Origin of the sequence: Kitasatospora sp. NPDC048365, from assembly GCF_043200835.1 — a bacterium.
Taxonomy (GTDB): Bacteria; Actinomycetota; Actinomycetes; order Streptomycetales; family Streptomycetaceae; genus Kitasatospora; species Kitasatospora terrestris.
On sequence record NZ_JBICYJ010000007.1, the window covers coordinates 98,305 to 116,362 of the forward strand.

The 18,058-nt window shown below is 74.4% G+C and carries 17 protein-coding genes; 10 read left to right on the top strand and 7 right to left on the bottom strand.

Annotated features, from left to right (window positions below; all coding sequences use genetic code 11):
* Window positions 1-125 precede the first annotated feature (125 nt).
* On the bottom strand, window positions 126-1,118 hold the full coding sequence (locus ACGFX4_RS09550; RefSeq protein ID WP_393071427.1) for a GlxA family transcriptional regulator: 993 nt from the start codon (window positions 1,116-1,118) through the stop codon (window positions 126-128).
* Window positions 1,119-1,396: 278 nt separating this feature from the next.
* The gene (locus ACGFX4_RS09555; protein WP_393071428.1) at window positions 1,397-2,008 is read right to left on the bottom strand and encodes a DinB family protein; all 612 of its coding nucleotides are present in this window, start codon (window positions 2,006-2,008) and stop codon (window positions 1,397-1,399) included.
* 305 nt (window positions 2,009-2,313) lie between these two features.
* Here ACGFX4_RS09555 and ACGFX4_RS09560 point away from each other — a divergent pair, with 305 nt between their 5' ends.
* A complete protein-coding gene (locus tag ACGFX4_RS09560; RefSeq protein ID WP_393071429.1) occupies window positions 2,314-3,192 on the top strand; it encodes an SGNH/GDSL hydrolase family protein in 879 nt (292 codons plus the stop codon).
* 78 nt (window positions 3,193-3,270) lie between these two features.
* On the opposite strand, the gene ACGFX4_RS09565 is transcribed toward ACGFX4_RS09560, so the two are convergent.
* Window positions 3,271-3,903, bottom strand: a complete 633-nt coding sequence (locus ACGFX4_RS09565; protein WP_393071430.1) for a TetR/AcrR family transcriptional regulator — start codon at window positions 3,901-3,903, stop codon at window positions 3,271-3,273.
* Window positions 3,904-4,080: 177 nt separating this feature from the next.
* On the opposite strand from ACGFX4_RS09565, the gene ACGFX4_RS09570 reads away from it, so the two are divergent.
* Entirely contained in the window at window positions 4,081-6,237 is a 2,157-nt protein-coding gene (locus tag ACGFX4_RS09570; protein ID WP_393071431.1) for an MMPL family transporter, read from the top strand.
* A gap of 48 nt (window positions 6,238-6,285) precedes the next feature.
* Here the strand turns inward: ACGFX4_RS09570 and ACGFX4_RS09575 are convergent, their stop codons facing one another.
* Both ACGFX4_RS09575 and ACGFX4_RS09580 read right to left on the bottom strand, forming a co-directional pair.
* Entirely contained in the window at window positions 6,286-7,005 is a 720-nt protein-coding gene (locus tag ACGFX4_RS09575; RefSeq protein ID WP_393071432.1) for a GNAT family N-acetyltransferase, read from the bottom strand.
* 212 nt (window positions 7,006-7,217) lie between these two features.
* Window positions 7,218-8,204, bottom strand: coding sequence for a serine protein kinase RIO (locus ACGFX4_RS09580; protein WP_393071433.1), 987 nt, complete (start codon window positions 8,202-8,204; stop codon window positions 7,218-7,220).
* 303 nt (window positions 8,205-8,507) lie between these two features.
* Between ACGFX4_RS09580 and ACGFX4_RS09585 the strand changes: the two genes are divergently transcribed.
* The gene (locus tag ACGFX4_RS09585) at window positions 8,508-8,963 is read left to right on the top strand and encodes a hypothetical protein (protein WP_393071434.1); all 456 of its coding nucleotides are present in this window, start codon (window positions 8,508-8,510) and stop codon (window positions 8,961-8,963) included.
* 112 nt (window positions 8,964-9,075) lie between these two features.
* Here the strand turns inward: ACGFX4_RS09585 and ACGFX4_RS09590 are convergent, their stop codons facing one another.
* Window positions 9,076-11,502, bottom strand: coding sequence for a discoidin domain-containing protein (locus ACGFX4_RS09590; protein ID WP_393071435.1), 2,427 nt, complete (start codon window positions 11,500-11,502; stop codon window positions 9,076-9,078).
* A 249-nt stretch (window positions 11,503-11,751) separates the two neighbouring features.
* Here ACGFX4_RS09590 and ACGFX4_RS09595 point away from each other — a divergent pair, with 249 nt between their 5' ends.
* The gene (locus ACGFX4_RS09595; protein ID WP_393071436.1) at window positions 11,752-12,930 is read left to right on the top strand and encodes a serpin family protein; all 1,179 of its coding nucleotides are present in this window, start codon (window positions 11,752-11,754) and stop codon (window positions 12,928-12,930) included.
* A 6-nt stretch (window positions 12,931-12,936) separates the two neighbouring features.
* On the opposite strand, the gene ACGFX4_RS09600 is transcribed toward ACGFX4_RS09595, so the two are convergent.
* On the bottom strand, window positions 12,937-13,530 hold the full coding sequence (locus tag ACGFX4_RS09600; protein ID WP_393071437.1) for a hemerythrin domain-containing protein: 594 nt from the start codon (window positions 13,528-13,530) through the stop codon (window positions 12,937-12,939).
* A 141-nt stretch (window positions 13,531-13,671) separates the two neighbouring features.
* Between ACGFX4_RS09600 and ACGFX4_RS09605 the strand changes: the two genes are divergently transcribed.
* The 6 genes from ACGFX4_RS09605 to ACGFX4_RS09630 all read left to right on the top strand — a co-directional run bounded on the left by ACGFX4_RS09605 (window position 13,672) and on the right by ACGFX4_RS09630 (window position 18,048).
* Window positions 13,672-13,956, top strand: coding sequence for a hypothetical protein (locus tag ACGFX4_RS09605; protein ID WP_393071438.1), 285 nt, complete (start codon window positions 13,672-13,674; stop codon window positions 13,954-13,956).
* A 65-nt stretch (window positions 13,957-14,021) separates the two neighbouring features.
* Window positions 14,022-14,171: a hypothetical protein gene (locus tag ACGFX4_RS09610; protein WP_393071439.1), complete on the top strand. Its 150-nt coding sequence runs from the start codon at window positions 14,022-14,024 to the stop codon at window positions 14,169-14,171.
* A 49-nt stretch (window positions 14,172-14,220) separates the two neighbouring features.
* Window positions 14,221-14,847, top strand: coding sequence for a D-glycero-alpha-D-manno-heptose-1,7-bisphosphate 7-phosphatase (locus ACGFX4_RS09615; RefSeq protein WP_393071440.1), 627 nt, complete (start codon window positions 14,221-14,223; stop codon window positions 14,845-14,847).
* A 63-nt stretch (window positions 14,848-14,910) separates the two neighbouring features.
* On the top strand, window positions 14,911-15,690 hold the full coding sequence (locus ACGFX4_RS09620) for a class I SAM-dependent methyltransferase (RefSeq protein WP_393071441.1): 780 nt from the start codon (window positions 14,911-14,913) through the stop codon (window positions 15,688-15,690).
* Window positions 15,691-15,873: 183 nt separating this feature from the next.
* Entirely contained in the window at window positions 15,874-16,845 is a 972-nt protein-coding gene (locus tag ACGFX4_RS09625; RefSeq protein WP_393071442.1) for an SDR family NAD(P)-dependent oxidoreductase, read from the top strand.
* Window positions 16,846-16,860: 15 nt separating this feature from the next.
* A complete protein-coding gene (locus ACGFX4_RS09630) occupies window positions 16,861-18,048 on the top strand; it encodes an alcohol dehydrogenase catalytic domain-containing protein (protein ID WP_393071443.1) in 1,188 nt (395 codons plus the stop codon).
* Window positions 18,049-18,058: the final 10 nt, after the last annotated feature.

Below are 18,058 nucleotides of genomic sequence, written 5' to 3' on the forward strand. Positions count from 1 at the left end.
ATGGTCGGTCGCGCTCCCGCGCGGGGCGGGAGCGGGGAAGGCGGGCGGGTCCGACGCGCGGGGCGGTGGCGGGGACGGTCGGCAGGGCCACCGCGTGGGCCGGCCGGCGGGGTCAGCCGGTGGGGTCAGCCGGTGGGGCGGTGGTGGAAGCGGCGGCGGTATTCGGCGGGTCCGGTGCCGACGCGGCGGCGGAAGGCGCGGTGGAGGGTTTCGATCGAGCCGAGGCCGCTCGCGGCGGCGATGTCGGGCAGCGTGCGGGCGGACTCCTCCAGCAGTCGCCGCGCCGCCTCGACCCGGACTGCCTCCAGGTAGTCGGCGGGGGTGCGGCCGGTGCGCTGCCGGAAGACGCGGGCGAAGTGCCGGACGCTGAGGTTGGTGTGTGCGGCCAGTTGCTCGACGGTGATGCGTTCGGCGAGGTGGGCGTCGATCCAGCGGCGCAGCGCGTCGATCCGGTCGTCGTCGCTCGCCTGGAGCGACAGCGGGACGCTGAACTGGGTCTGCCCGCCCGGCCGTTTGACGTACATGACCATGGCGCGGGCGGTGGCCAGGGCGACCTCGGGGCCGTGGTCCTCGGCGACCATGGCGAGCGCCAGGTCGAGGGCGGCGGTGACGCCGGCGCAGGTCCAGATCCGTCCGGCCCGGATGAAGATCGGGTCGGCGTCGACGGCGATCTCCGGGTGCCGGTCGGCGAGTTGGGCGGCGGTGAGCCAGTGGGTGGTGGCGGGCAGGCCGCCGAGCAGGCCGGCCGCCGCCAGCAGGTGGACGCCGGCGCAGACGCCGCCGACCCGCCGCGCGGCGGGTGCCGCGCCGCCGAGCCAGCCGACCACCTCGGGGTCGACCGCGGCCGCGTACCCGTCGGCGCCGGCGGTGATGGCGCCCGCGACCAGCAGCGTGTCCGGGCCCGGCGGGACCTCGGCGAGCGCCCGGTCGGCGACCAGCCGCACCCCGGCGGCCGTGTCGAGGATGCCGGCCCGCGGGGCGGCGATCTCGACCCGGTAGGCGGCGCCGGTGTCGCCGACCAGGCGGGAGGCGACGGAGAACACCTCGGCCGGGCCGGTGACTTCCAGGAGTTCGACGCCGGGGAAGGCGGCGATCACGACGGTGTGCGGTGCGGGCATGCGTCGATCCTTCCGCCGACCGCGTCCGTCCGCAATGACCAGCTTCTGTCACATTCGGCCATCGGGCTCGGGGCTCGGGCCCGGGGCACGCCGTGCGTCGGAGCAGCCGGAGCAGGCCGAGTTCGCCGACGCGCAGGCCCGCCTGGAAGCGGCTCTTGGCGCCGAGGCGCTCCATCGGCTTGGCGGTGATCCGGCGGGTGGTGCGGACGGAGACGCCCAGGCGCAGCGCCACGGCCTCGTCGGTGAGCCCCTGGGCGGTGAAGAACGGGGCGTCAGCCCTACCCGTTCGCGGGGCTGCTCGAGGGTGAGTCGACCTTTGGGGCGGCCGACCTGGCGGCCTGCTCGATCTTCGCGCAGTAGGCTGCACGGGCTTCCTCGTCGATCTGCTTCTCGTGTTCGGCGCGCAACCCGGTCCGGCCGTCGAGGCCCTCGCGCAGGATGTCGGCGTGCCCGGCATGCCGGACGGACTCGCTGAGGACATGGACCATGACGGCGAACAGGTTCGTGTTGGGATACGGCTCCGGCCACCACGGCACGTGGCCGGGGGCGTCGAGGGGAAGCTCGTTGATCGTCGCGTCCGAGTGTTCCCACGTGCGCCGGTAGAACCCGATGATCTGGTCGCGGGTCTCGTCCTCGGTCGCCCACAGATCGCTGCCGTCGGAGTCCTGCCACCGGCGCAGCGGTTCCGGGGAAGGGCGGTCGAAGACCTCGCCGAAGTACCAGGCCTCGACGGTGGCCACGTGTTTGACCAGGCCGAGGAGGTTGGTTCCGGTCGCTGTCAACGGTCGGCGGACGTCGTATTCGGACAGGCCGTCGAGCTTCCAGAGCAGTGCCTCGCGGTCCCGCCGCAGTCTCCCGTGCAGGTTGTCCTTCGCGAATTCATCGATCATGCGGCATGAGCCTGCCATGGGCTGCTCGGGGTCTCAAGATCTTGTGCGGACGCCGCTGCCAGGCAGCTTGTCACCGACCTCTTGAACGAGTACCTCGACGGGGAGCCGGCGGGGCCGGATCGGTGAATGGCGTGGTGGGCGTGTCGGCCGGGCGTGTGACAGATGGCGCGCGGGTCATTGACCCGGCCCTGACCAGTGGGTAACTTCCCGGCGAGTAACTTCGCGGAAACACGGCCGGGCCGCCCCCCAACGGCCCGGGCCTCTCTTTGGCACGCCCCCCACCCCTGGTTGCAAGGAGACCCCGCATGTCCCTACGTGCTCGCGCGCGCCGCCTCGCGGCGACCGCCGTCGCCGCCGCCACCCTCGCCGGTGTCGGCCTCACCCTCCCCGTCCAGGCGCAGGCCGCCGCGACCGTCGACTACGTCGCCCTGGGCGACAGCTACAGTGCCGGTTCCGGTGTGCTGCCGCTCGACCCGTCCGCGGCGCTGGTCTGCGCCCGGTCCAGCGCGAACTACCCGCACGTGCTGGCCGCCCGGGCGGGGCTGAACCTCGCCGACGTGACCTGCGGCGGCGCCCAGACGAAGGACTTCGCGGGTTCCCAGTACCCGGGCGTCGGGCCGCAGTTGGACGCGCTGAGTGCGGGCACCGACCTGGTGACCATGACGATCGGCGGCAACGACAGCAACACCTTCGTCAGCGCGATCCTGGCCTGCGGCTCGGCGGGCGCGGTGACCCTGGGCTTCGGCCACCCGTGCCAGAGCCTGTACGGCTCCAGCTTCGTGGACACCGTCGACAACACCACCTACCCGGCGCTGCGGGCCGCGCTGGCGGCGGTGCGGGCGAAGGCGCCGAACGCGCGGGTGGCGATCGTCGGGTACCCGTGGATCGTGCCGAGCGAGGCGGTGCCGGGCTGCTTCGCGAAGATGCCGATCGCCTCGGGCGACATCCCGTACCTGCGCGACCTGCAGACGCACCTGAACGCGGCGGTGAAGCGCGCCGCGGCCGACACCGGCGCGACGTACGTGGACGTCTCGGCGGCCTCGGACGGGCACGACGCCTGCCGGCCGGTCGGCACCCGGTGGGTGGAGCCGGTGCTGTTCGGCACCAACTTCGTGCCCGTGCACCCGAACGCGCTGGGCGAGGCCGCGATGGCGGACCGGGTGGCGGCGGCGCTCGGCCTCTGATCCGCTGATCCGCTGATCCGCGCCAGGGCGCCCCGGACCGCCTCCGCTGGGGGAGGTCCGGGGCGCCCGCGTGTGCGGTCAGCCGCGCGGCGTCGCGTCGGCGGACGCGAGCAGGGCGTGGACGGTGACGGCCATGGTGTGCCGGGCCTGGTCCGGCGTCAGGCCGCTGGTGCGCCAGTGGTGCCAGGCGCTCCAGGTGGTGACCGCGTCGAGCCCGTTGAGCAGGTCGGTGCGGGCGGCTTCGGGCAGCGGGTCGAGTTCGGCGGCGAAGATCTCGGTGAGGCGGCGGCGGGCGAGTTCGAGCATCTGCCGGACGCCTTCGACGACCGGCGCGGTCGGGTTCTCCAGCCGCAGGACGGCGAGCCGGGCGGGGGTGACGCCCTCCAGGATGCGGGCGCGCTGCTCGGCGACGGCGGCGATCCGTTCGGCGAGCGGCGCGTCGACGGGGATCGGCCTGACCTGGGCGAGGAGTTGCGCCATCCGCCGGTTGACGGCGACCTCGGCGAGCTCGGCCATGTCGGCGAAGTGGTGGAACACCAGCCGGCGGGAGACGCCCGCCCGCTCGGCGACCTTGTCGGCGGGGAAGAGCGCCTGGCCCTCGTCGAGCAGCGAGAGGACCGCCTCGGCGATCTTCTCGCGGGTCTGCCGGCCGCGTTCCGTGCGCCCGTCGGTGCCGGACGGGCCCCCTGCACCGGTCTCGCTGCGCTTCACCTCGGTCCCTTCCGTCCTCGCGTTGACTTTGTTGCACCGCGAGTGCAAGTGTACGCGTTGCACTGAGAGTGCAATGAGTTTCGGCGGGGGCCCGTACGCCCCCGTCGACGTACGAGAGGCGGTCCGCCGCAGATGTTCACCGGTGTCGGGCGTTGGTGCGCCCGCAGACCCAAGCGCGTGGTCGCGTCCTGGCTCCTGCTGCTGGCCGCGGCGGTCGCCGCGGTCGTCCTGTTCGGACGCGTCACCAGCGAGGCGGTCTCGATCCCCGGCAGCGACAGCCAGGCCGCGCGGGACATCACCGACCGGGCGTTCACCGACTCGGCCTCCGGCAAGCAGCCGGTCCTGCTGCACACCGCCGACGGCACCCCGCCGCTCACCGCCGCCGACCGGACGGCCGCCGTCCGCGCCGCCGCCGCGGCCGTCGCCGCGGTGCCGCACGTCACCGCCGTCACCACGCCCTACGACCCGGCCGGCGCCGGGGCGATGAGCGCCGACGGCCGCACCGCCTACCTGTCCGTCGAACTCGACGTCACCGGACGGGACGTCACCTCCGAGATCACCCACGCCGTCCTCGCCGCCACCGCACCGGCCACCGCCACCGGCATCGAGGTCACCCCCGGCGGCTTCCTCGCCGCCGCCGTCGACAAGGGCAGCACCGGCCGCAGCGAACTGATCGGCCTGGCCGCCGCCCTGCTGATCCTGGCCGTCACCCTCGGCAGCCCGGTCGCCGCCGGCCTCCCGCTGCTCGCCGGCGTGGTCGGCCTCGGCATCGCCCTGCCGGTGCTCGGACTCGTCGGCCACCTGATGGACATGCCCGAGGCCGGCGAGACCATCGCCGCGATGATCGGTCTCGGCGTCGGCATCGACTACACCCTCTTCGGCCTGACCCGCTTCCGCGACCTGCGGGCCGCCGGCGTCGGCGTCGAGGACGCCGCCGTGCGCACCACCGCCGGCTCCGGCAAGTCCGTGGCCTTCGCCGGCAGCGCCGTGATCGCGGCCCTCGCCGGACTCGCCCTCGGCGGCATCCCCCTGCTGTACGCGCTGGCGCTCGCCCCGGCCGTCGCCGTGGTGGTCGCCCTCGGCGTCAACCTCACCCTGCTGCCCGCCGTCCTCGTCCTGCTCGGCACGAAGCTCACCCCGCGGCGTGCCACCCCCGCCCCGGACGCGAAGCCGCACGGCTGGGGACGCGTCGCCGAACTCGTCGCCGCCCGTCCCTGGCCGCTGCTGCTGGCCGGCCTCGCCCTGCTCGGCGCCCTGGCCGCCCCCGCGGTCGACCTGCACCTCGGCCAGCTGGACGCCGGCAGCAAGCCGGCCGGCAGCATGAGCCGCACCGCGTACGGGCAGATGGCCGCCGCGTTCGGCCCAGGCTCCAACGGGCCGCTGCAGATCGTCGACGTGCTGCCCACCCCCGCCCGGAACGGCGCCGCCGACCAGCGGCTCACCGCCGTCGCCGCCGCACTCGGACGCGCCGAGGGTGTCGCCTCGGTCAGCCGCCCCGCCGTCGCCGCCGACGGCGTCACCGTCCGCTGGCAGCTCACGCCCACCACCGGCCCCGCCGACCCGGCCACCACCGCGCTCGTCCACCGGCTGCGCGGCGACGTCCTCCCCGCCGCCACCGCCGGCACCGGGCAGAGCGTGCACGTCGGCGGCGCCCCGGCCGCCCAGGCCGACCTCAACGCGCGGATCGCGCAGCGGATGCCGCTGGTGGTCGGATTCGTGCTGACCGTCGCCGGACTGCTCCTGCTGCTCGCCTTCCGCTCACCGCTGGTCGCGCTGAAGGCCGCGGTGATGAACCTGGTCTCGGTCGCCGCCGCGTACGGCGTGCTCACCGCCGTCTTCCAGCACGGCTGGGGCGCGCGGACGATCGGGCTGGACGGGGCGGTGCCGATCCCCGGGTACGTGCCGCTGCTGATGTTCGCGGTGCTGTTCGGCCTGTCGATGGACTACGAGGTGTTCCTGCTCAGCGCGGTGCGCGAGAACTACCTGCACGGACGCGACAACCGCCGGGCGGTGGTCGCGGGTCTCTCCGGCACCGGACGGATCATCAGCTCGGCGGCCCTGATCATGGTCGCGGTCTTCCTGAGCTACCTGCTCTCGGACGACCCGGTGGTCAAGATGTTCGGCATCGGCCTCGCCACCGCCGTCGCCCTCGACGCCACCGTGGTCCGCGGCCTGCTCGTCCCGTCCACCATGGTCCTGCTCGGCGACGGCAACTGGTGGATCCCCCGGTGGCTCGACCGCCTGCTCCCGCACATCGACATCGAGGGCGACGGCCACGAGGAGGAGCGGTCGGCCGACCTCGGTGAGCCGGACCCGGTGGACGCCTCGCGATAGCTGTCCCGGACGGGCCGCCGGCGACCACGACCGTGACCGCGACCGCGGTCACGGGACGCGGAAGCCGCGGAAGGCGACCGGGGTGCGGGTCTCGAAGCCGAGGCGCTCGTAGAGGGCGAGGGCCGCGGTGTTGGACTCGGCGACGTGCAGGAACGGCCGCTTGCCGCGGGTGGTGATGCGGGCGACGAGGGCGTTCACCAGCCGGGCGGCGTGGCCGCGGCCACGGGCCTCGGGGGCGGTGCAGACGGCGCTGATCTCGGTCCAGCCGGGCGGGCGGAGGCGCTCGCCGGCCATCGCGACCAGGGTGCCGTGTTCGCGGACACCGAGGTAGCGACCGAGCTCCCGGGTGCGCGGGCGGAACGGGCCCGGCTGGGCGCGGGCGACCAGGTCCAGCATCTCGGGCACGTCGTCCGCGCCGAGCTCGACCACGCCGGCCGGCTCCTCGGCGAGTGCCGCGCCCGGGTGGACCAGCTGTCGGCCCTCCAGGACGAACACCGGCGCCCAGTCGGCCGGCGGCGTCGCCGGGCTGCTGAACAGGTCGGCGAACCCGCCGGGGCCGAGCAGCCGCGCGAGGTCCGCCCACGCGGCCGGATCCGGTTCGCCGGTGACGGCGCAGAAGGTCGCCACCTCCGGCAGGTAGCCGAGCGCGCGGCCGGAGCGGCGGGCGAGGTGGGCGTGGTGACCGCGCAGCGAGGCGCCGACCGGGTCGTCGAGCACGGCGTCGTCGGGCACGGTGTCCTCGGGCGCGGTGTCGGCGCGGTGCGGCATGGTGCGGTCGTCCCTCTCCGGCGGTGCCGGGCCGCGGGGTCGCGGCCCGTACCGGTCATCGTACGGAGGGCCGGTGAGTGGGTCGGCGGACGCGGCGGGCCCCGGACAGCTGGTCATCCGTCCGAGGCTTTCCTTGTCGGGCACCGCCGCGGGGACGGGCTGCCCCGGCGTCTTGCCGGAGCGGCCCGTCCCGAACCCGCCGCCCCGCGCGGTCAGTCGAGCCGCGCGTCGAAGGCCAGCAGGTCGACCAGCTCGCCGACCCGGGCCTCCGGCAGGCCCCGGGAGACGAACCAGGCGCCGACGTTGCGCACGTCCCGCTCCAGGAAGGAGCGGCCGCGCGGGTTGGCGATCACGTCGACGATCTGCGGCACGTCGATGATCACCAGTCGGCCGTCCTGGACCAGGATGTTGTACGCCGAGAGGTCGCCGTGCGCGTACCCCTCGCGGGCCAGCACGGACAGGCTCCGGCCGAGCTGCTCCCAGAGGTCCTCGACGTCGGCCTCCTCGGTGCGCAGCTGGGCGAGCCGCGGCGCGGCGGCGCCGGTGCCGTCACCGACGAACTCCATCAGGATCTCGGTGCCCAGGATCTGCACCGGGTACGGCACCGCGACGCCCGCCGACCAGAGCCGGCAGAGCGCGCCGAACTCGGCGGCCGCCCACTGGCCGGCGATCGCCTCCTTGCCGAAGGACGTGCGCTTGGCCATTGCGCGGGTGATCCGGGACTCCTTGTGCTGGCGGCCCTCCAGGTAGCCGGAGTCGCGGTGGAACATCCGGTGCTGCGCGTCGCGGTAGCGCTTGGCGGCGAGCAGGGTGCGGCGTTCGGTGCCGGGCACGCCGCGCTCCAGCAGGAAGACGTCGGCCTCCTTGCCGGTCTTGACGATGCCGAGCTCGGTGTCGACCGCGGCGAGCTCGGTCACCACCCAGTCGGGACGGGGCTCGGGGCCCTTCTCGGTCGGGGTGGACTGGTCCCAGGTGGACCAGCGGTCGCCGGTGGGCGGGCCGTCGGTCACCGGGGCGGTGAAGGCGGAGCCGTCGTCCTCGAAGCCGGAGGCGTCGGTGTCCGCGAAGTACTCGGAGAATTCGGTGGGGAACCACTCCGGCTCGACGTCGTCGAACCGCTCGTCCCGGCGGCCGCGCCGGGAAGCGCCCTTGGGGCGGATACGGGAGAAGGAATCGCTGTCGGCAAAGCGCTCGCGCACTGCAGTTGCTCCTGGTGGGAACGGCCCACCGGGTGCGTCGACAGGGGCGACGCGGCGTCAGCCGGTGGGCGAGGTCTGGAAGAGGAAGACGGCGTATGGCGCGCAGGGGAAAGCGCGCCGCGACAGGGCGGCAACCATGCGGACACACCTCCTCGGTCTTCTCGATCTTCCGAACTCGGACTGCGGGGATCACCCTAGCGAACGCTGCGGAGGGCGCAAGCGATTTATTCGACGCGGTTCCGGACGGACGATTGGACGCCGCGTGGGCGGGCAGGCGCGCAGGGCCACGAAAGGAGGGCGGCCATGCTCGTCCTGGGACTTCTCCTGCTCGCCGCCACGGGTGCCTTCACCGGCCTCGTCGTCGCCCAGAACCTCTCCGGCGGACCGGACTACACCGTGACGCTCCTCGACAACGAGCTCGGCACGGTGAACACGCTCGGCGCGTTCCTGGCCGGCATCGGCGTGACGCTGGTCACCGGCCTCGCGATCGCGATGATCCTCGCCGGCACCACCCGGCGCCTGCGGCGGCGGTACGCCACCGGACCGACCGGCGCCCCTGCTCCCGCGGCCCCGCCGCAGCCCTACGCCGAGCCGCAGCCCTACGCCGAGCCGCCGACCACCGCCGGAGGCCGGGTCGACCGCCCGGTGAACCCCGGGCCGCCGCCGGAGACGCTGACCGCCGAGGACGAGCGGGAGGCGCCGCCCGCCCACCCGGCCGGCAGCCCGGTCAGCTGGGTCCGGAACCGGCTGCGCAGCTGACGGCGGCCGGAAAGCCGTGATCCCGCCCGGCGTGGGGGCCGGGCGGGATCGTGGCCGTCCGTGCCCCGGGTCCTGGGACGCGCTGGTCGTCAGGGCCCGGGGCAGGACGGTGTCAGGAGGTGAACGCCTGGAGCTCGGAGAGCTGGCCGGCGGGCCATCCGGTGTTGCCGGTGATGCTCACGCGCAGGTAGCGGGTGGGCGTGGCGGGGAGGTTGACGGTGGCGGTGTTGCCGGTCGCCGGGTCGAAGGTGTAGCCGGTGGAACCGGCCAGGGTGGTGAAGGTGGTGCCGTCGGTGGAGCCCTGGACGGTGAGGGTCTGGGTGCGGGTGGCCCAGGCGCTCGCCGGGGGGAGCTTGAGGACGGCGCGGGAGAGGCTGACGTTGCAGCCGAGGTCGACCTGGATCCACTGCGGGAAGGCGTTGTTGGCGCTCTCCCAGTAGGAGTTGGCGTCACCGTCGACCGCGTTGCCCGCGCCGAAGCCGCCGTTGGTGCCGGAGGCGGTCGCGGACTTGCCCTGCGCGATGTTGCCGGTGCCGCTCGGGCAGACCGGGGTGCTGGTGGACGGGGACGGCGAGGGCGAGCCCGGGGTGGAGGTGGAGGGCGACGGGGACGGCGAGGAGGTCGAACCGCCGCCGACCGGAACGCCGTTGTACGTCCAGACCGGGGCCGGCCACTGGCCGGTGCAGGTCGAGCCGGTCAGGCCGGAGTTGCCGCCGCCGTCGGTGATCTGGAAGCCGGTGCCGACGCAGTTGTGGATCGGGGTGGCGGCCTGCGCGATGTTCTTGGCCTTGACGTTGGTGAACTTCATCTGGGCGTTGGCCTGTGCCTGGATGGCGTAGGTGCCCGCGCCGTCGATGTTCACGTTGGTCATGTTGACGCCGGTGACACCGCCCTCGATGGTCTGGATGGCCTCGTAGGAGCTGTCCAGGATGTCGGTGTCGGTGATGTTGATGGTCGCGCCGGTGACCGGCTCGTTCAGGCCGTCGAACCAGATCGCGCCGACGCCGAACTGCCAGTTGTAGTCGCTGTTGCCGGTGCGGATCAGGGTGTTGCGGGCCGCGGTGATGGTGCCGGAGACGGCGGTGCCGTTGCCGGAGGTGACACCCGGGTAGCGGTTGGCGATGTGCAGGCCGCCGCCGTTGGTGATGGTGTCGGCCATCACGTTGTCCGAGATGGTGAAGTCCTTGCCGCCGTACGTGACGATGTTGTTGGCGAGGATCGGCAGCACCACGGTGTTGTGGGTGAAGCTGTCGTTGACGTTCGCCACCCGCTCCGGCCAGGAGGCCAGGCCGTCGTCACCGGTGTTGCGCAGGAAGGTGTTGGTGACGGTCGAGTTGGTGACACCGGTGTGGAAGTTCACGCCGTCGGCGGTCTGGTCCAGGATGCGGCTGTTCTTGATGGTGAAGCGGTCCATCGGACCGTCCATCCAGGCGCCGACCTTGGTGTGCTGGATCCACAGGTTGTCCACCGTGGAGTTGGACATCGCGCCGCCGAGCGCGTTGACCTGGTCGTCGTCGACCCGCTCGCGGACGTCGCCGATGATCGCGAAGTCCTTCAGGGTGACGTTCTGGCTCGGACCGCCGGCCTCGTGCGAGCGGATGCCGCCGCCGTAGCCGCCGCCCGCGACGTACTTGCCGTAGATGCCGGCCGCGCGGTTGCGGTTGATCGGGTCGCGGCCGCCCAGCACGCTGTACCAGGGGCCGGCGCCGGCCAGCGTCACCTTGTCGACCACCACGTGGTCGTACAGGGTGAAGTTGCCCTGCGGGATGTAGACCGTCCGGCCCTGCGCCGCACCGGCGTTGACCGCCGACTGGAACTTGGCGGTGGAGTCGGTGGCGCCGGTGGGGTCGGCGCCGAAGTCCGCGACCACGTCGATGGCGTTCGCGGGCTTGGCGATCGGCGCGGCGACGTTCTCGAAGTCCGCCAGGTCGATGGTGAAGCTCGGCGACTGCGCGGTGGAGGACACCTGCAGCCGGATCTTCGTCCCGATCGGGTAGGTCGAGCCCAGCAGGGTGCGGGTCTCGTCGAAGAAGTGGTGCGGGTTGCTGTCGCCCGGGTTGTTGTTGAACGGGTAACCGCCGTAGTACCAGCTGTACTTGGAGGTCACGTCGACGCTCTTCAGCTTCTGCCCGTTGACCAGCAGGTCCATGGACGCGTCGCGGCCCTTGCCGTCCGAGGAGTCCGGCAGGCTGTAGCGGAAGTCGATCGAGTTGGCCGGTGCGGTGAGCGTGAACTCGACGTACTGGCCGGCCGAGTTGAGCGTCACGGCCTGGCGGCCCGAGGCCTCCGAGACCAGGTGCCCGTACTGCCGGTCGGGGCCGACCACGGAGCCGTTGGTGGCCGCGTACTCGGCCTCCTGCTCGATGAACGGGACGGTGGCGCCGCGCCCCGGCACGCCCACCGGGGACAGCGCGGGCACCGCGGCGGCGTGGGCGGTGCCGGCGGTGACGAACGCGGCTGTCAACACGCCTGTGGCGCCCAGGGCGAGAGTGGTCAGCGCGGCGACGGTCCGCCTGCCACGGGTGGGGGGATTTTGCATGGATGACCGTGCTTCCTGCGGGGGAATGGGCCCGGGTGGTGGCCGGGCGTGCCGAGCGTAGGGGGCTGGACGGCAGGAAGTCCACGGGTCTGTGCAAAAAACCTTACAGATTGACGCAAGATCGGATGTGTACGGTTGCGGGCAAGTTGACGTGGAGATGCCGGTGGCATGGGACGGGGGCGACGCCGGGCGCCCTCCGGCGGCAGGATGTCCCTGACGGTCGGTGGTCGCTCGCGGAGGAGTGGTGTGGTGCGCGGAGTCGAACAGGTCAATGCGCTGGGGGCGCGCTGGGCACGGGAGTTGGGCGGCGGGCCGGGGGAGGTCTGGACCGCGCTCGGGGTCTGGCCACTGCTCGGGATGCTGGCCGCCGGCGCCGACCCGCACGTGCGGGCCGAACTGGAACAGGCCCTCGGCGTGCCCGCCGGGGAAGCGGCCGAGATGGCCCGCGAACTCCTGTCCGCCGTACGGGAGGTGCCCGGCTGCGGCACCGCGCTCGGTCTGTGGACCGCCGACGCGCTCACCGTCGAGCCCGGCTGGGCGCGCTCCCTCGGGCCGGCCGTCCTCGGACGGCTCAGCGGCGACGCCGGCGCCGACCAGCGGCTCCTGGACCACTGGGCGGACACCGAGACCGGCGGTCTGATCCGGCACATGCCGGTGAAGGTCAAGCCGGAGACCCTGCTGGTGCTCGCCTCGGCGGTGTCGGTGCGCACCCGGTGGGAGCAGGAGTTCAAACCGGCGTCGCTGCGACCCGCGGCCGGGCCCTGGGAGGGCCGGATGCTCGCCGGGCTGACGGCGGAGGGGCCGCGGCTGCTGCGGCGGCTCGCCGTCGCCGAGACCTCCGCGGGCCCGGTCACCGAGGTCCGGGTGCAGGGCGACGGCGAGGTGGACGTCCACCTCGTCCTCGGCGGCGCCGACGTCCCGTCGGGCAGCGTGACGGCCGCCGGCTTCGAACTCGTCGCCGGCACCGCGAAGCGCCTGCCGGTCGCCGGACTGGCCGACGGCGGGCCCTGGCCCGGACTGGAGATCGGCCCGGTCGAATCGACGAGGGCCGAGGACCGCGGCGCACTGACCACCGTCGCCTTCAAGGTCGGATCGACCCACGACCTGCTCAAGCGCCCCGGACTGTTCGGCCTGGCCGCGGCCGCCGGGCGCGGCGGGTTCGGCGGGATCTGCCGCGACACCCCGCTGGCGGTCAGCGAGGCGAAGCAGGCGGCGGTCGCCGAGTTCTCCGCCGTCGGCTTCGAGGCGGGCGCGGTGACCGCGATCGCGATGGTGCGCGGCATGGCGATGCGGCCCGCGGCCCTCCACCGGGTGCTGCGCGCCGAGGTCCGGCTGGACCGGCCGTTCGCGTTCCTCGCGGTCCACCGCCCCACCGGCCTGGTCCTGATGTCCGGGTGGGTCACCGACCCCGAGGAGAAGAGCCTCTGACCGCGCTCAGACGGAGTCGCTGCCCAGGAGCTTCTCCTTGAACGGGCGCTCCGGCGGGAGGAGGCGGTCGGGCGGCAGGGCGGCGGGCGGTTGGGGGCCGGGCAGGGGCGGGGCGGCGGCCTCCACCGCCCGGGCCCGTTCGCCGAGGACGGCGAGGGTGTTCGCGCTGACGTCCTCGCGCAGCGCGGGCAGCAGGTTGGCCTCCTCGTGCCCGAAGTGGCCGGTCGCCTCCTCCACCAGCCGCGCCAGCATCCGGTCGAAGTCCGCCGTCCCGCCGCCCGCGGCCGCCACCCGGACCGGACCCAGCTCGCGGATCAGGGAGCGGATCGCGGCGTGCTCCTCCAGCGCGTCGTCCACGGTGGTGTCGCCGCGCGGCATCCGCCGACGCAGCAGGGGGTAGAGCAACTGGTCCTCGGCCTCCAGGTGCTTGGCCAGGTCCGCCGCGACCTCGGCGGCCAGCTCCCGGCGCCGCGGATCGCCCAGGGGCATCCCGCCCAGCGCGCTGAAGCGGGTGCGCAGCCGGTCGTGGTCGTCGAGCAGCTGCTCGACCAGGTCGAGACCGTCGTTCCGGTCGGGTGTCTGGATGGATTCGCCCGTCATGGTCGGGCCTCCCGGTCCCTCGAACGTCGTGCCGCGCCTGCCCGGCCGGCCGGGCCGCAAACCGCGCCGTTTGCCCGGCGGGCCGCAGGGCATGCGCGCAGCCGGGGGACGGGATCGGACGGACGGGAACGGGGAGCGAGGATGGACGGCGAGGCGGCGTACAGCGACGTGGCGTACGACCTGATGGAACTCCAGTTCCGATCGGTGTGCGCGGTGCGTGGCTCCGGTCGGCGGATCCGGGCGGCCGAGGCGGCGGGCAAGCACACCGTCGCGGCGTACTTCCGCGCGGTCCGGGCGGAGGACGCCGAGCGGGCGGAGTACTGCCAGGAACTCCTCGGTGCGCTCGACCGACCCTACGGACCGTGGGAGGCGCACGCCGACGACTCCGAGCCCTCCGGGCGCGCGGAGGAGGGGGAACTCCGCTGACGTCGGGGTGAACAGGGCGTGTCCGCAGTCTTCCGCCCGGCGGCCTGTCCGGGCATGCTGGCCGCATGCGGGCGATGAAACCGGTGCGGCACCGGTACGACGACCAGTTCTGGCTGCCCTGGTGGGCGGCGGCGGTCATGCGACTGCTGTGGGTGGCACTCATGGTGCTCGACCGGCTGGGGCTCGCGCGCCGGCCCTCCCGCCGGATGTCGTAGCCGCTCCGGGCGGGGTTTCGGGCCGGGCGGACCGGTTAGCCGTACCCGCATGGCACACCTGACCAGGCATCATCGAGCGGACACTCCGGGCAAGGCACCGTGGGTGCGGCGCCGGCAGTCCGCCGTGCTCACCCGGCGCGGGGACGGGCTGGCGGCGGTGCTGTTCGACCGGGACGGCACGCTCATCGAGGACGTCGCGTACAACCACGACCCCGGCGCGGTGTTCCCGATCCCGGGCGCGCGGGAGGCGGTCGCCGAGGTCCGCTCGCGCGGGCTCGCCGTCGGTGTGGTCACCGACCAGTCCGGGGTGGCCCGGGGCATCCTGAACCGGCGCCAGGTGGAGAACGTCAACCGGCGGGTCGACGATCTGTTCGGAGCGTTCGACGTGTGGGCGGTCTGCCCGCACGCGCCGCGCGACGGCTGCGACTGCCGCAGGCCCGCGCCCGGACTCGTCCTCGCCGCCGCGAAGTGCCTGGGAGTCGACGCCTCCCGGGTGGCCGTCGTCGGCGACCTCGGCGCCGACCTGCGCGCCGCGTACGCCGCCGGCGCGACCGGGGTCCTGGTTCCGACCCGGGAGACGCCGCCCGAGGAGATCCCCGCCGTGTCCCTGTCCGCCGCCGACCTGCCGAGCGCCGTCAACCTGCTGCTCCGGGAGTCGCCCGACGGCGGGAACTGACCTGGTGCGGGCCGGTCCGGCGTGCCATCCTGCGGACACGCGGCACGGGCGGGGAGGGCGACGGTGGCACTGCTCCCGGAGATCACCGACTTCTACGACGACGGGGACGAAGCCGGACGGCTCGGCCCCGGCCGCACCGCCGGGGTGCTCGAACTGCTGCGGACGCAGGAGCTGTTGCGTCCCCACCTGCCGCCGCCGCCCGCCGCCGTGCTGGACGTCGGCGGCGGACCCGGCATCCACGCCCGCTGGCTCACCGAGGACGGCCACCGGGTCCTGATCGTCGACCCGGTCGAGCGGCACGTGCGACAGGCCCGCGAGCGGGGGCTCACCGCGACCGTCGGCGACGCCCGGCACCTGGCCCAGCCCGACGGCTCGTACGACGCGGTGCTGATGCTCGGCCCGCTCTACCACCTGCCGGAACCCGCCGACCGCGAACGCGCCTGGCAGGAGGCCCGCCGCGTCGTCCGGCCCGGCGGGCTGGTCGCCGCAGCCGCGCTCAACCGGTACGCCAAACTGCTCGACCTGGAGGCCGACCACGCCCCCGAGCTGGCCCGCACCGGCCTGCGGCACCGGCCGGACGGGCCGACCACCTGCTACCACGCACCCGCCGACCTGGCCCGGGAGGCGCGGAGCGCCGGACTGGTCGAGGTGGTGGTGCACGGCGTGCACGGCCCCGCCTCCGCCGCCCTGCGCGCGGAGGCCCGCCGCCGCGGCACCCGCGACCTCGGCCCCGAGGCGCTGCGGACCGCCCTCGCCGCGGCCCGCTGCGCCGACGCCCACCCGGAACTCGCCGTCACCAGCCTCCACCTGCTCGCCCTGGCCCGCCGCCCGGTCGAAGCGTAGGGCCGGTCTTCCGGCGCCGGGCGGGCGCCGCCGGGACACCCGCGCACGCCCCGGCCGCCGGGGGCCGGGGGGAGACGCCCGCCGAGCCGACGTGAAGCGGAAGGCAGGCCCCGCCCCCGGTTTCGGCTCCGACCGCCGGGACAGACGCGGGGCGACGGCAGCGGGACGGACGGAGGAGGGACGATGCGCGGCTCGGACGGGCTTGCGGGACGGACAGCCCTGGTCACCGGATCCTCGCGGGGCCTGGGGCTCCTGATCGCCGGGGAACTGGCGGCCCGGGGATGCCGGGTGATGCTGTGCGGCCGGGACGGTGCCGCGCTCGACCGGGCGCGGCAGCAGCTCGCCGACCGCCCCGGCGAGGTCGCGGCGACGGTCTGCGACCTCGCGCAACCGAACGCGCCGGAGCGGCTGCTCGGCGCCGTCCGGGAGCGCTTCGGCACCGAGGTGGACCTGCTGGTCAACAACGCCGGGACGATCCAGGTCGGTCCGGTGGAGGCGATGGCCGAGAGCGACTACCGGCGGGCGCACGAGGTGATGGCGATGGCACCGCTGCGGCTGACCCTGGCCGTGCTGCCCGGGATGCGGGCCCGCGGCGGCGGCTCGATCGTCAACGTCACCTCGATCGGCGGCCGGATCCCCGCGCCGCACCTGTTGCCGTACGTGGCCGCGAAGTTCGCCGCCACCGGCCAGTCCGAGGGCCTGGCGGCCGAGCTGGCCCGGCACGGCATCGCCGTCACCACGGTGCTGCCCGGCCTGATGCGGACCGGTTCGCCGACCGCCGCCGAGTTCTCCGGCCAGGCGGGCCGCGAGTACGCCTGGTTCGCCACCGCCGCGTCGCTGCCGCTGGTGTCGATGGACGCCGAGCGGGCCGCCCGGCGGATCGTCCGCGCGGTCGAACTGCGGCGCCGTGAACTCGTCCTCACCCCGCTGGCCCGTGCCGGCGTCCTGGCCCACGGCGTGGCGCCCGCCACCACCGGCCGGTTGCTGGCGATCGCCGCCCGCCTGCTGCCCCCGCCCGGAACCGCCCCCGAACACGGCGTGCCCGGCACCCGCGCGGCGGGCCACCACGGCCCGGGGAGCACCGTCCACCGGCTCACCGCCCTGGGCCGCCTCGCCGGGCGGCGGAACAACGAGCCGCAGCCCCGCGCGAGTTGAGTCGAGGAGTCACCCATGAAAGCCGTGACCTGGCACGGGCGGCGCGACGTCCGGGTCGAGACCGTGCCCGACCCGCGCATCGAGCAGCCCACGGATGTGATCGTCGAAGTCACCACCACCGGCCTGTGCGGCTCGGACCTGCACCTGTACGAGGTGCTCGGGCCCTTCCTCGACCCGGGCGACGTCCTCGGCCACGAGGCGATGGGCGTGGTCCGCGAGACCGGCCCGGACGTGCGGAGCGTCGCGGTCGGGGACCGCGTGGTGGTCCCGTTCAACGTCTCCTGCGGGACGTGCTTCATGTGCGCGCAGGGCCTGCAGTCGCAGTGCGAGACCACCCAGGTGCGCGAGCACGGCAGCGGCGCCGCCCTGTTCGGTTACACCCGGCTGTACGGGCAGGTGCCCGGCGGACAGGCGGAACTGCTCCGGGTCCCGTTCGGCGACACCATGCCGGTCGTGGTGCCCGAAGGCCCGCCGGACGACCGGTTCGTCCTGCTCTCCGACGTCCTGCCGACCGCCTGGCAGGCGGTGCGCTACGCGGACGTCCCGGACGCCGGCAGCCTCGCCGTCCTCGGCCTCGGCCCGATCGGCGACATGTGCACCCGGATCGCCCACCACCTGGGCATCGAGACGGTGATCGGCGTCGACCTCGTCCCCGAACGGCTGCGACGGGCCCGCGAGCGGGGCGTGCACACCCTCGACCTGGACGACCTCGGCGCCGACGGCGTCCTGCGGGCGGCCCGGGACCTCACCGACGGGCGCGGGCCGCACGCCGTGGTCGACGCGGTCGGGATGGAGGCGCACGGCTCGCCGGTCGCCACCGCCGGCCAGCGGCTCACCGGCCTGCTGCCCGACGCCCTCGCAGCCCGGCTGATGACCGCCGTCGGCGTCGACCGGCTCGGCGCGCTGCGGCTGGCCGTCGACCTGGTCCGGCGCGGCGGCACGATCTCGATCTCCGGTGTGTACGGCGGCATGACCGACCCGCTGCCGCTGCTCACCATGTTCGACAAGCAGCTCACCGTCCGGATGGGCCAGGCCAACGTCCGCCGCTGGACCCCGGACCTGCTGCCGCTGCTCACCGACGGCGACCCGCTCGGCGCCGAGGGCTTCGCCACCCACCACCTGCCGCTCGACGAGGCGCCCGCCGCGTACGAGATGTTCCGGAAGAAGCAGGACGGCGTGGTGAAGGTGCTGTTCCGGCCCTGAACCGGGCGGG

Excerpts from the sequence above, each read along its gene's own strand:
- ACGFX4_RS09550 (WP_393071427.1), bottom strand. The coding sequence starts at position 1,118 with ATGCCCGCACCGCACACCGTCGTGATCGCCGCCTTCCCCGGCGTCGAA.
- ACGFX4_RS09610 (WP_393071439.1), top strand. The coding sequence starts at position 14,022 with ATGCGGGCGATGAAACCGGTGCGGCACCGGTACGACGACCAGTTCTGG.
- ACGFX4_RS09600 (WP_393071437.1), bottom strand. The coding sequence starts at position 13,530 with ATGACGGGCGAATCCATCCAGACACCCGACCGGAACGACGGTCTCGAC.
- ACGFX4_RS09630 (WP_393071443.1), top strand. The coding sequence starts at position 16,861 with ATGAAAGCCGTGACCTGGCACGGGCGGCGCGACGTCCGGGTCGAGACC.
- ACGFX4_RS09560 (WP_393071429.1), top strand. The coding sequence starts at position 2,314 with ATGTCCCTACGTGCTCGCGCGCGCCGCCTCGCGGCGACCGCCGTCGCC.
- ACGFX4_RS09615 (WP_393071440.1), top strand. The coding sequence starts at position 14,221 with ATGGCACACCTGACCAGGCATCATCGAGCGGACACTCCGGGCAAGGCA.
- ACGFX4_RS09605 (WP_393071438.1), top strand. The coding sequence starts at position 13,672 with ATGGACGGCGAGGCGGCGTACAGCGACGTGGCGTACGACCTGATGGAA.
- ACGFX4_RS09575 (WP_393071432.1), bottom strand. The coding sequence starts at position 7,005 with ATGCCGCACCGCGCCGACACCGCGCCCGAGGACACCGTGCCCGACGAC.
- ACGFX4_RS09625 (WP_393071442.1), top strand. The coding sequence starts at position 15,874 with ATGCGCGGCTCGGACGGGCTTGCGGGACGGACAGCCCTGGTCACCGGA.
- ACGFX4_RS09590 (WP_393071435.1), bottom strand. The coding sequence starts at position 11,502 with ATGCAAAATCCCCCCACCCGTGGCAGGCGGACCGTCGCCGCGCTGACC.
- ACGFX4_RS09585 (WP_393071434.1), top strand. The coding sequence starts at position 8,508 with ATGCTCGTCCTGGGACTTCTCCTGCTCGCCGCCACGGGTGCCTTCACC.
- ACGFX4_RS09555 (WP_393071428.1), bottom strand. The coding sequence starts at position 2,008 with ATGATCGATGAATTCGCGAAGGACAACCTGCACGGGAGACTGCGGCGG.